We start from the raw sequence: 14640 nt of genomic DNA, 5'->3' as shown, positions 1-14640 counted from the left end.
ACGGGCGTCACAGAAAAGGCCGCTGTTACAATGCGCGCCTTCGCGCCCGGGGGTTGTCGGGCCTCGCCAGCCGCTTGCACGGGCCCGCCATGACCAGCACCGCCGAACTCACCTCACCCTCGTCCGCCAATCTGCCGCAGCTCGGGGTGATCGACAGCGACTACACGCTGGAGCACAAGTACACCCGTACCGACGGCCGCATCTACCTGAGCGGCGTGCAGGCGCTGGTCAGGCTGCCGTTGATGCAGCGCCTGCGCGACCAGGCCGCGGGCCTGAACACGGCCGGTTTCATCAGCGGTTACCGCGGCAGCCCGCTGGGCGGCTTCGACCTGGAGCTGTGGCGCGCGCGCAAGCATCTGGAGACGGCGGGCGTGAAGTTCACTCCCGGCCTGAACGAGGACCTGGGCGCCACGATGGTGTGGGGCACGCAGCAGACCAACCTGTTCCCGGGCGCCAAGGTCGATGGCGTCTATGCCATGTGGTACGGCAAGGGTCCCGGCGTGGACCGCTGCGGCGACGTGTTCAAGCACGGCAACGCGGCCGGCACCTCGAAGTTCGGCGGCGTGCTGGCGCTGGCGGCGGACGACCACAACTGCCGCAGCTCCACCCTGCCGCACGGCTCGGAAGACGAATTCGTCAGCGCCATGATGCCGATCCTCAACCCGGCCGGCGTGCAGGACATCCTGGACCTGGGCCTGGTGGGCTGGGCGATGAGCCGCTACACGGGCCGCTGGATCGGCTTCAAGACGATCGCCGAGACGGTGGAATCGTCGGCCTCGGTGCAGGTGGACCCGTTCGCGCGCGAGATCGTGCTGCCGGAGGACTTCGCCATGCCGGCCGGCGGGCTGAACATCCGCTGGCCCAACCCGCCGCTGGACCAGGAGATGCGCCTGCACAAGTACGCGGTGGCGGCGGCGCAGGCGTTCGCGCGGGCGAACCGGGTGGACCGGATCGTGCTGGATTCGCCGCGCGCGCGCCTCGGCATCGTCACCACCGGCAAGAGCTACCTGGACGTGCTGCAGGCGCTGGAGTACCTGGGCCTGGACGAGCAGGCCTGCGCCGACATCGGCATCCGCGTCTACAAGGTCGGCATGACCTGGCCGCTGGAACCGGTGGGCATCACCGAGTTCGCCAAGGGGCTGGAAGACATCGTCGTGGTGGAGGAGAAGCGCGCCTTCATCGAGCGGCAGATGAAGGAGTACTTCTACAACTGGCCGGCCAGCGCGGGTACGCGCCCGTCCATCGTCGGCAAGTACGACGAAGCGGGCGAGTGGATCCTGCCGTCCACCGGCGAGCTGACCCCGGCCACCATCGCCGGCGTGATCGGCCGCCGCATCCAGCGTTTCTTCACGACCGAATCCATCGAACAGCGCCTGCGCTGGATGGAGGAGAAGGAAGCCGAGATGGCGCTACCCCGCGCCAACTTCCCGCGCGTGCCGCACTACTGCTCGGGCTGCCCGCACAACACCTCGACGGTGGTGCCGGAAGGCTCGCGCGCGCTCGGCGGCATAGGCTGCCACTACATGGTCACGTGGATGGACCGCAGCACCGATACCTTCACCCACATGGGCGGCGAAGGCGTCACCTGGTCCGGGCAGGCGCCGTTCACCGAGACCCCGCACGTCTTCCAGAACCTGGGCGACGGCACGTTCTTCCATTCCGGCTCGCTGGCCGTGCGCCAGTCGGTGGCCACCGGGGTGAACATCACCTACAAGATCCTCTACAACGACGCGGTGGCGATGACCGGCGGCCAGCCGGTGGACGGCACCCTGTCGGTGCCGCAGATCGCGCACATGATGCGCGCCGAAGGCGTGGACACCATCGTCGTGGTCAGCGACGAGATCGGCAAATGGAGCAAGCGCGAGCTCTTCCCGTCCGGCGTGGAGTTCTTCGACCGCAAGGAGCTGGACGACGTGCAGCGCCGCCTGCGCGAGGTGAAAGGCGTCTCCATCCTGATCTACGACCAGGTCTGCGCCACCGAAAAGCGCCGCCGCCGCAAGCGCGGCAAGCTGCCGGACCCGGCCAAGCGCACGATGGTCAACACGCTGGTCTGCGAAGGGTGCGGCGACTGCGGGGTGAAGAGTTTCTGCGTGTCGGTGCTGCCCAAGGAAACCGAGTTCGGCCGCAAGCGCGAGATCGACCAGTCCAACTGCAACAAGGACTTCCGCTGCGTCGACGGCTTCTGCCCCAGCTTCGTCACCGTGCACGGCGGCAACCCGCGCAAGGGCAAGAAGGCCAATGCGGCGGACCTGCTGGCCTCGCTGCCGGCGCCAGCGTTCAAGTCGGACCTGGCCCAGCCCTGGAACATCCTCATCACCGGCGTCGGCGGCACCGGCGTGGTGACCATCGGCGCGCTGCTGGGCATGGCCGGCCACCTGGAAGGCAAGGGCGCCAGCGTGCTCGACCAGACCGGCCTGGCGCAGAAGGGCGGCGCGGTGACCACGCACATCCGCATCGCGCGCACGCCGGAGGACATCCACGCCGTCCGCATCGCCGCCGGCGAGGCCGACCTGGTGCTGGGCTGCGACATGGTGGTGGTCAACGACTACTGGGTGCTGTCGAAGGTGCGCGGCGAGCGCTCCCAAGTGGTGCTGAACACCTACGAGGCGATGCCCGGCACCTTCACCACGCATCCGGACATGCAGTTCCCGGCCACCGACATCATCGCCGGCGTGAAGGTCGCCCTCGGCGGCCGCGAGCCGATGCTGGTCGACGCCACCCAGGTGGCCACCGCGCTGATGGGCGATGCGATCGCCAGCAACCTGTTCATGCTGGGCTATGCCTGGCAGCAGGGGCTGGTGCCGATCTCGTACGAGGCGATCATGCGCGCCGTCGAGCTCAACGGCGCCGCCATCGAGATGAACAAGACCGCCTTCGCCTGGGGCCGCCTGGCGGTGGTGAATCCGCAGGCCGTGCAGGAGGCCGCCGGGCTGATCCGCAATGCGCAGACCGAGAGCGAGCGTACCCCGCGCGCCCTGCAGGTGCTGCCGCCGGGCGAGTGGGAAAGCACCGAGTGGGGCGCGAACGCAGCGCCGCGCAATCCCGGCAACGAGAGCGAACTCCGCGGCCTGCCCGAGGACGGCGCGAATGGCGGCGGCGTCGCGTTCCTGCCGCTGGACGACCTGCGCCTGTCGCGCTCGCTGGACGAACTGATCGCGCGCCGCAGCGCCTTCCTCACCGAATACCAGGACGCCGCCTACGCCGCACGCTATACGGACCTGGTGGCCAAGGTACGCAACGCCGAGAACACCCGCGCGCCGGGTTCGACCGCACTGACCGAAGCGGTCGCCCGCTACTTCTTCAAGCTGATGGCGTACAAGGACGAGTACGAAGTCGCGCGCCTGTACACCAGCGGCGAGTTCAAGCGCCGGCTGGAGCAGCAGTTCGAAGGCGACTACGAGGTGCACTTCCACCTGGCGCCGCCGCTGTTCGCCAAGAAGGACGCGCATGGCCGCCTGATGAAGAAGGAATACGGCCCGTGGATGTTCAAGGCTTTCGGCCTGCTGGCGAAGCTGCGCTTCCTGCGCGGCGGTGCCTTCGACGTCTTCGGCTACACCCAGGAGCGCAAGGGCGAGCGCCGGTTGATCGCCGACTATGCCAGCACCATCGACGAACTGCTGTCGGCGCTGGACGCGGACAAGCTGGGCCTGGCCGTGGAGATCGCCAGCATTCCCGAGCACATCCGCGGCTACGGGCACGTCAAGGAAAAGCACCTGCACGCCGCCAAGGCGCGCGAGGCCGAGTTGCTGGGACTGTGGCGCAACCCCAAGGCCCTGCACATCGTGCAGGCCGCATGACCGGCAACCCCGCTTCGGCGGGGTTGCTTCTTTCGCGCCACGCCGGCCTAGGCGCGACCTCCCCGCAGCGACGCCAGCGCCTGCCGCAGCGGCGGCTTGAGCGGCCGCGCGAACGTGCGGTAGACGAAGGACAGCGCCCGCCGCGCCCGCGGCACCCGCCAGCCCAGGCCTTCCTCGATCGTGTAGACGCAAGGGGCGCAGACCCCGCACGGCCTGCCGCGCAGCGGCCGGTGGCAGAACCAAGTCATCGCCATCAGCGGCTCCCAGCCGGCCAGGCGTGCCTGGCGCTGCATGGCCCGCTTGTCGATGGAGAACAGCGGGAAGCTGAAGTAGCGGAACAACGTGTACTCGGGCGTGCCGGCCTGTCCGCTGGCGACGCGCACGCTGCGGTAAGCGCCCGCCTGTTCGAACGCCACCACGCGCGAGGACAGCAGCGCCTGCACCTTGTCGTCGACGTGCACGCTCATCTCGATGCCCTCCACGCCGTGCTGCTTGCAGAACATCGGCAGCCACGCGTACTGGCTGCCGATGTACGTCCGGGTACGCACTTCGCGCAGCGCGTCTTCGATCACGGGATCGGGCACCAGTCCGGCGACCGGGAAGCGCCGCAACGGCCGCAGCAACGCACGGGTATGCGGGTACCGCGCATGCAGTGCGGCGGTGATCCGGGCGATCGCCTCCAGTTCGGTGCCGGTGGAGGCGCGTGTGGCGTCTTCCAGATAGTAGGGCGTCACCGGCAGTCGGTGCTGCAGCAGCAGGCGCAGCAGCTGGAACGTCGAATCCCAGCCGCTGGTCCACAGCAGTCGCACGCCCTCGGCCGCGCCCGCGGGGTCACACGTCTGCGCTGGCATGCGCGCTGCATCGCTCGTCCGCATCATGGAGCCGATGCTAGCAACGGCGCGGCTCCGCCGCCTGCGCTTCTCTTCACATCCATGAGCGGCGCCCTTGCGCGTCGCGCGCACAACGCGCCCAAGCCCTCGGACTGTGCACGTTCTACTCACGCCGGCCGATTCCATCATGTGACGACGGCGTGTACACGCGTTTGCGCCGCGTGCCGCCGTGCCACCCCCAGGAGCGAGCAATGCAAGACCACCCCACGACCCGGGAGCAGTTCTGGCGCTTCGCCGACGCGGCCAAGGAAGCGACCGAAGCGCTGGCCGCGCGACGCATGCGCGTCCTCCCCGACCTCGACATCGCCGAACTGCGCGGCTTCTGCGTGCAGTACCGGTTCTTCACCATCGACTACATCACCGACCTCGCGCTGCTGGTCTCGCGCCTGCCGTTCGGCGGGCTGCGCAGCCTGCTGGGCCAGATCCTCGCCGAGGAACTGGGCGAAGGCGATCCTGCGCGCGCACACCCCACCGTGTACGACCGCTTCCTGGCCAGCATCGGCGTGGACGAGCGCGACATCGAGCGGGCGCTGCCGGCGAACACGGGCATCCTGCAAGGCCTGACCCGCGACCTCGCCCGGAGCCCGGTGGCGTATGGCGTCGGCCTGCGCGGCATGGGCGGCGAATGCCTGTGCCAGACCTATCTGTCGGTGATGTTCGAGCACATGCGCGCCCATCCCTACCTGCGCGCGAACGAGGACCGGATCGACTGGGAGTTCTGGACCATCCACACGGGCGAAGAGGACATCGTGCACGGCGAGCTGACCCGCGCGGCCATCGACGAGTACCTGCGCCACGACCCCGGCGTCCTGCCCGAACTGGCGCGCGGCTACGAGCGCAGCATCGGCGCGTGGAATCTGTTCTGGCAGAACATCGTCGATGCGCATGCGCCGCAGCTGGAGGCCGCCTCGTGAACGCGGCGGCCGGCACGATCCGCCAGTTCCACCTCGCCTTCCCCGTACGCGACCTGGACGAGGCGCGCCGCTTCTACGGCGGAACGATGGGCTGCCCGATGGGACGCAGCGACGCGTCTTACCAGGACTTCGACTTCTTCGGCCACCATCTGGTCGCGCACATCGGCGGCGACGGCCAGCCGCTGCACAACGGACGCTTCGATGGCGAGGCCGTGCCGGTGCCGCATTTCGGCCTGAACCTGGACCGCGCCGCGTGGGAAGCCCTGGCCATGCGCCTGAAGGCCGCCGGCATCGCGTTCCACGAAGAACCGCATCTGCGGCTCAAGGGCAGGCCGGGCCAGCACGTGACCATGTTCCTGTTCGATCCGTCGGGCAATGCGCTGGAATTCAAGTCGTTCGACGATCCGGAACAGACCTTCATCCCGTAGCCTGCGCCATGCGCACGACCTGATGAATCCATGCGGCAGGGCGAGATCGCGCTGTCCTCATGGTTCCTCTGGCGATGCAAGCCCGTGCGCATGGCGCACGCCACGCCTGGACCAGACGATGCAGCGGTTGTTCGCCGGCATTGCGTTGTCCTCGACCAGCCGCAGGCCGATGCCGCGCGCCAACGCATCCACGGCCTCGAAGTCGCGGATGCCGGAGGCTGGATCGCGGTCCTTCAGCCACTGCTCGAAGGCTCGGTTGCTTTCACTGGTGAAGTCGCCACCGTAGTTGAAAGGGCCGTAGGCCGCCAGCAGCCCCCCGCCGGCAGCACCCCGCCGACCCCGGCGAAGAATGCTTCCACCTGCGGCCAGCCCATGATGTGCAGGGTGTTGGCGGTGAACACCGCATCGAACAGGGTATCCGGCCAGCGACCCTCGACATCCAGCTCGATGCCGGGCGGCGTATTGGACAGTGCCGCCTCAGCGAGCCACTGCGCGATGCCGGGCAGGTTGTCCGCGCGGTCGCTGCACTGCCACGACAGCCAGGGCATCGCGGCGGCGAAGTGCACGGCGTGCTGGCCGGTGCCGCTGCCGATTTCCAGCACGCGGCGCGTGTTGCCCAAGTGGCGTCGCAGCACCTCGAGGATCGGCCCCTGGTTGCGTTCGCAGGAAGGGGCGAAGGGCCTGGCGCTCATGGCGCGCAGCGTGCGCCATGCGCACGACCGCCTGGCCCTCTCCACGACGCGTCGACGTGCGCGCGGCGCATGCTACGCCGAACGCACGTAGAACCGCTTCGCCCCGCCTTCGCCGGCGCGCTCCTCGACGGTGAAGTGGCGCGGATGCGCCTTCATCAGGTCGCTGAGCTTCTTGTGCCCGTAAAGGCGGGTATCGAAGTCCGGCCGCACCTTGCTGAGGTAGCTGCCGACGCTGCCGAGGAAGGCCCACCCCTGGTCGTCGCTCGCCTCCTCGATGGCCTGGCGGATCAGCTTCAGCGGCAGCGACTCGTGCCTGGCCGGTTCGACCACGGGTGCGGCGGTGGGCTCGGCCTGCCCCGCGGGCTTCTTCGCCGCCGGCCTGGCCGCCTTCTTCGCGGGCTTCGGCGGCGGCGGAGCGGCCGGCGCGGACGCTTCGCTGCGCAGCACCTCCACGTAGATGAACTTGTCGCAGGCCTGCACGAAGGCATCCGGGGTCTTGCGCTCGCCGAAGCCGTACACGGTCAGCCCTTCCTCGCGCAGGCGCTGGGCCAGGCGGGTGAAATCGCTGTCGCTCGACACCAGGCATACGCCGTCGAAGCGGCCGGTGTACATCAGGTCCATCGCGTCGATGATCAGCGAGCTGTCGGTGGCGTTCTTGCCGCTGGTATAGGCGAACTGCTGCACCGGGTTGATGGAATGCTTCAGCAGCGCCTGCTTCCATTGCGTCATGCGGGTGCTGGTAAAGTCGCCGTAGATGCGCTTCACGCTGGCCACGCCGTACTTGGCCACCTCGGCCAACAGGCCTTCGATCACCGCAGGCTGCGCGTTGTCGGCATCGATCAGCACGGCGAGCCGCGGCTGCTCGTCGTCGCTCTCGGGGCGTACGGACGGACGGGACTTCATGCGGGCGCGTTCCTGGGCGGGATGCGCGCATTGTGCACCACGTCGCCCGCCCGTGACCGGCGTCACTTGACGCTGCGCGGCACGCCGACGACAGTCCGGGGCTCCTCCGCCCGGACACGCGCATGCAGCGACGCGACTTCCTGACCATCGGCGGCCTGGCCTTCGCGGGCCTGGCCCTGCCCGGCACGCGGGTGATCGCCGCCGAGGCCCTGCTGGAGCCGGGCGACGTGGCGAAGAAGAAGCGCCTGGCCGAGGCGGCGTTGGCGGCCGCCACCGCGGCGGGCGCCACCTATTGCGATGTGCGCATCGGCCGCTACCTGCGGCAATCGCTGATCACCCGCGAGGACAAGGTGCAGAATGTGGTGAACACCGAATCCTCGGGCGTCGGCGTGCGCGTGATCGCACAGGGCGCCTGGGGGTTCGCGGCGACCCACGACCAGACGCCCGAGGGCGTGGCGGCCGCGGCGCGGCAGGCGGTCGCCATCGCCGGCGCCAATGCGCGCATCCAGGGCAAGCCGGTGCAGCTGGCCCCGCTGAAGGGGGTCGGCGAGGTCGCCTGGCGCACGCCCATCGTGAAGAACGCCATGGCGGTGCCGGTGAAGGAGAAGGTGGACCTGCTGCTGGACGCGAACGCCACCGCCCTGGCCGCCGGCGCCAGCTTCGCCGCCTCGCGCATGTTCGTCGTCAACGAGCAGAAGTACTTCGCCAGCACCGACGGTTCGTACATCGACCAGGACGTGCACCGCATCTGGGTGCCCTTCACCGTGACGGTGGTGGACAAGGCCAGCGGCCGGTTCAAGACGCGCGATGGCCTGTCCGCGCCGATGGGCATGGGGTACGAATACCTGGACGCCGACGCTGCCGACAGGTTCATGCTGCCGGGCGGCGTGGTGGCCTACGGCGCGTCCTATGATCTGCGCGAGGACATCATCGCGGCGGCGAAGCAGGCCCGTGCCAAGCTGACCGCGCCCTCGGTGAAGCCGGGCAAGTACGACCTGGTGCTGGATCCGTCCAACCTGTTCCTGACCATCCACGAGAACGTCGGCCACCCGTTGGAACTGGACCGCGTGCTGGGCTACGAAGCCAACTACGCCGGCACCAGCTTCGCCACGCTGGACAAGCGCGAGCAGCGTTTCCAGTGGGGCAGCCCCATCGTCAACTTCAGCGCCGACAAGACCGAGCCGCGCAGCCTGGGCGCGGTGGGCTACGACGACGAAGGCGTGAAGACACGGCGCTGGGACCTGGTCAAGGACGGCGTGCTGGTCAATTACCAGGCCACCCGCGACGAAGTGCACCTCCTCGGCGAGGATGCCCCGCACGGCTGCAGCTACGCCGACTCGTGGAGCAGCGTGCAGTTCCAGCGCATGGCCAACGTCTCGCTGGCGCCGGGCAAGGCCCCGCTGACGGTGGCCGAAATGGTGAAGGACGTGGAGAACGGCCTGTACATCCACGGCCGCGGCTCGTATTCCATCGACCAGCAGCGCTACAACGCGCAGTTCGGCGGGCAGCTCTGTTTCGAGATCAGGAACGGGCAGGTCACGCGGCAGGTGGAGGACGCGGCCTACCAGATCCGCACGCCCGAATTCTGGAGTGCGTGCGCGGCGATCTGCGATGCCCGCGACTTCCGCCTGGGCGGGTCGTTCTTCGACGGCAAGGGCCAGCCCAGCCAGGTGTCGGCGGTGTCGCACGGCTCGGCGACCACGCGCTTCAACGGCATCAACATCATCAACACCGCGCGCAGCCTCGGATAGATGTTCAGCCGTCGTCCCAGCGCACGCTGGGACCCATTTGGCTTTTGATCTTCCCGTCTGATTCGGAGCGAGAGCAAGATGGATCCCAGCGTACGCTGGGATGACGGTTCGAGGTCTGCGCGCAAACCCCGGATGATCCGTTCGATCACGATGACGGGCTTCATCTATGCCGAAAGTCATTTGACGTTGTCGGCATGCAGGGCAAGAATCGGCGACGACCTGCGCGGGGACTGCGCGGGCCGACGCACTACCGTCGCAGCCCCGCCTGCCCCGCAGGCCCAATCGGTGGAGAACTGCCTTGCAACGTCGTGACTTCCTGGCCATGACCGGCCTCAGCCTGGGCGGCCTGATGGTGCCGTCCTTCCTCGGCAAGGCGATCGCCGCCGAGCAACTCCAGTCCACCCTTGATGTCGCCTTCAAGAAGCGCCTCGCCGATGCCGCGCTCGCCGCCGCCAGGCAGGCCGGCGCGACCTACTGCGACGTGCGCATCGGCCGCTATCTGCGCCAGTTCGTGATCACCCGCGAGGACAAGGTGCAGAACGTGGTGAACACCGAGTCCACCGGTGCGGGCATCCGCGTGATCGCCAACGGCGCCTGGGGCTTCGCCGCCACCAATACGCTGACCGCCGAAGGCGTGGCCGGCGCCGCGCGCCAGGCCGCCGCCATCGCCAAGGCCAACAGCAAGACCCAGACCGCGCCGGTGCAGCTAGCCAAGGCGCCGGGCTTCGGCGAGGTGTCGTGGAAGACGCCGATCAGGAAGAATGCGATGGAGGTGCCGATCAAGGACAAGGTCGACCTGCTGCTGGGCGTCAACGCCGCGGCGATCAACGCCGGCGCCGACTTCGTCAACTCGATGATGTTCCTGGTCAACGAGCAGAAGTACTTCGCCAGCACCGACGGCTCCTACATCGACCAGGACGTGCACCGCATCTGGGTGCCGATGACGGTCACCGCCATCGACAAGGCCAGCGGCAAGTTCCGCACCCGCGACGGCCTGTCCTCGCCGATGGGCCTGGGCTACGAGTACCTGGACGGCGATGCCGGGCAGAAGTTCACCACGCCCAACGGCGTGGTCAACTACGGCCACTCCTACGACATGAAGGAGGACGCCATCGCCGCCGCCAAGCAGGCGCGCGCCAAGCTGACCGCCCCGTCGGTGAAGCCGGGCAAGTACGATCTGGTGCTGGACCCCTCGCACACCTGGCTGACCATCCACGAATCGGTCGGCCATCCGCTGGAGCTGGACCGGGTGCTCGGCTACGAGGCCAACTACGCCGGCACCAGCTTCGCCACGCTGGACAAGCGCGAGCAGCGCTTCCAGTACGGCAGCGAGCTGGTCAACCTGTTCGCCGACAAGACCCAGCCCGGCAGCCTGGGCGCGGTCGGCTACGACGACGAAGGCGTGAAGACCAAGCGCTGGGACCTGGTGAGCGCCGGCAAGCTGGTCGACTACCAGACCATCCGCGACCAGGCCCACATCCTGGGCAAGACCGAATCCGACGGCTGCTGTTACGCCGACTCGTGGAGCAGCGTGCAGTTCCAGCGCATGGCCAACGTCTCGCTGGCCGCCGGCAAGACCAAGCTGTCCGTGGCCGACATGGTGAAGGACGTCGAGAACGGCATCTACATCATCGGCGACGGCTCGTTCTCGATCGACCAGCAGCGCTACAACGCGCAGTTCGGCGGCCAGCTCTTCTACGAGATCAAGAACGGCACGATCACCCGGCAGATCGAGGACGTGGCCTACCAGATCCGCACGCCGGAATTCTGGAACGCGTGCGCCGCCGTCTGCGACGAGAGCGACTACCGTCTGGGCGGCTCGTTCTTCGACGGCAAGGGCCAGCCCGGCCAGGTGTCCGCGGTCTCCCACGGGTCGTCCACCGCGCGCTTCAACGGCATCAACGTCATCAACACCGCCCGCTCGCTCGGCTGACCGGCGCAAGGAGACCCTAGAACATGAGCATCCTCACCGAAGCGCAGGCCAAGGCCATCCTGGACAAGGTCCTCGCGCTGTCCAAGGCCGACGAATGCACCGCGTCGCTGACCGGTTCCGTCGACGGCAACATCCGCTTCGCGCTGAACAACGTGTCCACCAGCGGCATCGTCAGCAATACCGACCTGGGCGTGCAGGTGGCGTTCGGCAAGCGCGTGGGCGTGGCGACGATCAACGAGTTCGACGACGCCGCGCTGGAGCGCGTGGTACGCCGCGCCGAAGACCTCGCCCGGCTGGCGCCGGAGAATCCCGAGTTCATGCCGGCCGTGGAGAAGCAGACCTACAGGCCCAGCGCCACCTTCAGCGAGTCCACCGCCGCCATCACCCCCGAGTTCCGCGCCCAGGTGGCCGCCGACTCGATCGGCCCCTGCAAGGCGGAAAAGCTGATCGCCGCCGGCTTCCTGGAAGATGGCCAGAGCTTCGTGGCCTTCGCCAACAGCAAGGGCAACTTCGGCTACCAGAAGGCCACGGCGTTCAACTACACCTGCACCGTGCGCACGGAAGACGGCCGCGGTTCCGGCTGGGTCGGCCGCAACCTGAAGGACGCCAGCGCGTTCAAGGCCGACAGCGACATCCGCATCGCCATGCGCAAGGCCAGCGAATCGGCCGAGGCCAAGGCGCTGGAACCGGGCAAGTACACGGTGATCCTGGAACCGGCCGCGGCCGCGGGCCTGATCTCGTTCATGATGAACTTCTTCGACGCGCGCCAGGCCGACGAAGGCCGCAGCTTCCTGTCCAGGAAGGGCGGCGGCAACAAGCTGGGCGAACAGGTCTACGACCCGCGCGTGAACATCAGCGCCGACCCATGGCACCCGGGCGCCGAAGTGATGCCGTGGGATGGAGAGGGCCTGCCGCGCGAAAAGATGGCCATCGTCGAGAACGGCAAGGTGGTCAACCTGGAGTACTCGCGCTTCTGGGCGCAGAAGCAAGGCAAGCGCGCGATCGGCTCGCCGGGCAACCTGCTGATGGCCGGCGGCAACAAGTCCACGGCGGAGCTGGTGGCCGGCACCCAGAAGGGCATCCTGGTCACGCGCACCTGGTACATCCGCATGGTCGACCCGCAGACGGTGCTGCTGACCGGCCTGACCCGCGACGGCACGTTCTACATCGAGAACGGGCAGATCAAGCATCCGGTGAAGAACTTCCGCTTCAACGAATCGCCGGTGATCATGCTCAACAACATCGAGGAACTGGGCAAGCCGGTGCGCGTGGCAGGCGACGAGTCCAGCTTCGTGATGATGATCCCGCCGATGAAGCTGCGCGACTTCACCTTCACCTCGCTGTCGGACGCGGTGTAAGGGCGAGAAGTGAGTGGAAAGGAACGAGGAACGAGTCGGGTGCCTGGCCATAGTCGATACCAACGAGGTGCTGGGCCCCTAGTCGCAACTCCGGTACAGGCGGAGCTGCATTCGTTCCTCGTTTCTCCGCACTCGTTCCTGGCCCCATGACCCGCGCCGAGTTCCTGCGGCTTGCGGGCGGCGGCCTGGCCGGGGCGCTGCTGGCCGGCGTCCCGCGCGGCGCGCGTGCGGCGGGCAACTACGACTTCTGGTTCACCCGGCTGAAGTACGACTCCGGCGACTGGGACGTGGACGCGCGCATGCCGTCCAACCTGATCACCTCGCTGATCGACTACACCACCCTGCGCGTGGACCCGAAGGAGCACGTGCTGGCATTGTCCGACCCGCGCATGCTCGCCGCCCCGTTCTGCTACCTGGCCGGACACAAGCTGGTGGAGTTCAACCCGGGGGAGCGCCGCCATTTCGAACGTTACGTGCGCAATGGCGGCTTCGTGTTCGTGGACGACTGCAACCACGACATCGATGGCCTGTTCGCCAAGTCCTTCGAAGCGCAGATGGCCTCGATCTTCGGCCCCAAGGCGATGAAGAGACTGCCCAACACCCATGCCGTCTATTCGTCGTTCTTCAAGTTCGACGGCCCGCCGGCCACCAGCTTCGAACTCAACGGCTGGGGCGACGACCTGGTGCACGAATACCTGCAGGGCATCGAGATCAACGGCCGCCTCGGCGTGCTGTACAGCAACAAGGACTACGGCTGCGAATGGGATTACGACTGGCGCAACAAGCGCTTCCTGGCCGAGGACAACACCAGGTTCGGCGTCAATCTCGTGATCTACGCGCTGACGACGTGAACGCACACACCCCTGCGCCTGTAGGAGCGCCCCATGGGCGCGATGCTCCTGCCGCGACGCATCCGGAGCACGAGCATCGCGCCCATGGGGCGCTCCTACGCATCTTTCGGGATACACCATGACGTCTCTCACCGAATCCGACCTCCAGCAGCAGCTGGCAAAACTCGGCGAACTCCGCACCGCCATCGGCCAGGCCATCGTCGGCCAGCAGGACGTGGTGGAACAGCTGCTGATCGGCCTGCTGGCGGGCGGCCACTGCCTGCTGGAGGGCGTGCCCGGTCTGGGCAAGACGCTGCTGGTGCGCTCGCTGGGGCAGGCCTTGCACCTGCAGTTCCGTCGCGTGCAGTTCACGCCGGACCTGATGCCCAGCGACATCCTGGGCACCGAGCTGCTCGAGGAAGACCACGGCACCGGGCACCGCCATTTCCGCTTCCAGCCGGGCCCGATCTTCACCCACCTGCTGCTGGCCGACGAGCTGAACCGCACGCCGCCCAAGACCCAGGCCGCGCTGCTGGAAGCCATGCAGGAACGCACCGTCAGCTACGCCGGCACCACCCACGCACTGCCCTCGCCGTTCTTCGTGCTGGCCACGCAGAACCCGCTGGAGCAGGCCGGCACCTACCCGCTGCCGGAAGCCCAGCTGGACCGCTTCCTGCTGCACATCCGCGTCGACTATCCCACCGAACAGGAAGAGCACGACATCCTGGCGCAGACCACCGGCCGCGCCGGCGGCGACGTGCCGCGGGTGATGGAGGGCGAAGCGGTGCTGGCGCTGCAGCAGCATGTCCGCGACGTGCACATCAGCGAGGACCTGCTGCGCTGGATCACGAAGCTGGTACGCGCCAGCCGGCCCGGCGACGGCGTGCCCGATGAAGTCCGCAAGTACGTGCGCTGGGGCGCCGGTCCGCGCGCCGGCCAATCGCTGGTGCTCGCCGCGAAGGCGCGCGCACTGCTGCATGGGCGGCTGGCCGCGACGCGCGAGGACATCGTGGCCCTGGCAAAGCCGGTGATGCGGCACCGCCTGCTGCTGTCTTTCGCCGCCGAGGCGGAGCAGGTCGGTGCCGATGACGTGATCGCCGCGCTGCTGCGTGGCGTGCCGCTGGCCGGCTGAGTCCGCCCTGCC

10 protein-coding genes and 1 pseudogene are annotated in these 14640 nt (G+C 68.1%); 8 read left to right on the top strand and 3 right to left on the bottom strand.

Annotated elements, in window-relative coordinates:
- The first annotated feature begins 89 nt into the window (after positions 1–89).
- Positions 90–3797: an indolepyruvate ferredoxin oxidoreductase family protein gene (locus MUU77_RS00880; protein ID WP_245090480.1), complete on the top strand. Its 3708-nt coding sequence runs from the start codon at positions 90–92 to the stop codon at positions 3795–3797.
- Positions 3798–3844: 47 nt separating this feature from the next.
- Here the strand turns inward: MUU77_RS00880 and MUU77_RS00875 are convergent, their stop codons facing one another.
- Positions 3845–4606, bottom strand: a complete 762-nt coding sequence (locus MUU77_RS00875) for a hypothetical protein (RefSeq protein WP_245090477.1) — start codon at positions 4604–4606, stop codon at positions 3845–3847.
- 272 nt (positions 4607–4878) lie between these two features.
- Here MUU77_RS00875 and MUU77_RS00870 point away from each other — a divergent pair, with 272 nt between their 5' ends.
- On the top strand, positions 4879–5601 hold the full coding sequence (locus MUU77_RS00870; RefSeq protein ID WP_245090474.1) for an iron-containing redox enzyme family protein: 723 nt from the start codon (positions 4879–4881) through the stop codon (positions 5599–5601).
- Positions 5598–6029, top strand: a complete 432-nt coding sequence (locus tag MUU77_RS00865) for a VOC family protein (RefSeq protein WP_245090472.1) — start codon at positions 5598–5600, stop codon at positions 6027–6029. Before MUU77_RS00870 ends, MUU77_RS00865 begins: the two co-directional genes overlap by 4 nt.
- Before the next feature lie 57 nt (positions 6030–6086).
- On the opposite strand, the pseudogene MUU77_RS00860 reads toward MUU77_RS00865, so the two are convergent.
- Positions 6087–6721 (bottom strand): annotated as a pseudogene (locus tag MUU77_RS00860) (DUF938 domain-containing protein).
- A 72-nt stretch (positions 6722–6793) separates the two neighbouring features.
- The gene (locus tag MUU77_RS00855; RefSeq protein ID WP_245090470.1) at positions 6794–7624 is read right to left on the bottom strand and encodes an NYN domain-containing protein; all 831 of its coding nucleotides are present in this window, start codon (positions 7622–7624) and stop codon (positions 6794–6796) included.
- Between the two features lie 122 nt (positions 7625–7746).
- Between MUU77_RS00855 and MUU77_RS00850 the strand changes: the two genes are divergently transcribed.
- The 5 genes from MUU77_RS00850 to MUU77_RS00830 all read left to right on the top strand — a co-directional run bounded on the left by MUU77_RS00850 (position 7747) and on the right by MUU77_RS00830 (position 14628).
- Entirely contained in the window at positions 7747–9375 is a 1629-nt protein-coding gene (locus MUU77_RS00850; protein ID WP_245090467.1) for a TldD/PmbA family protein, read from the top strand.
- A 298-nt stretch (positions 9376–9673) separates the two neighbouring features.
- Complete coding sequence (locus tag MUU77_RS00845) at positions 9674–11308, top strand: TldD/PmbA family protein (RefSeq protein ID WP_245090464.1); 1635 nt, start codon at positions 9674–9676, stop codon at positions 11306–11308.
- A gap of 23 nt (positions 11309–11331) precedes the next feature.
- A complete protein-coding gene (locus MUU77_RS00840) occupies positions 11332–12666 on the top strand; it encodes a TldD/PmbA family protein (RefSeq protein WP_245090461.1) in 1335 nt (444 codons plus the stop codon).
- Positions 12667–12812: 146 nt separating this feature from the next.
- A complete protein-coding gene (locus MUU77_RS00835; RefSeq protein WP_245090458.1) occupies positions 12813–13517 on the top strand; it encodes a DUF4159 domain-containing protein in 705 nt (234 codons plus the stop codon).
- 118 nt (positions 13518–13635) lie between these two features.
- The gene (locus tag MUU77_RS00830; RefSeq protein WP_245090455.1) at positions 13636–14628 is read left to right on the top strand and encodes a MoxR family ATPase; all 993 of its coding nucleotides are present in this window, start codon (positions 13636–13638) and stop codon (positions 14626–14628) included.
- Positions 14629–14640: the final 12 nt, after the last annotated feature.

The sequence above is a fragment of the Pseudoxanthomonas sp. F37 genome, from assembly GCF_022965755.1.
Classification (GTDB): domain Bacteria; phylum Pseudomonadota; class Gammaproteobacteria; order Xanthomonadales; family Xanthomonadaceae; genus Pseudoxanthomonas_A.
This window is presented reverse-complemented; position numbering and strand designations above follow the sequence as displayed.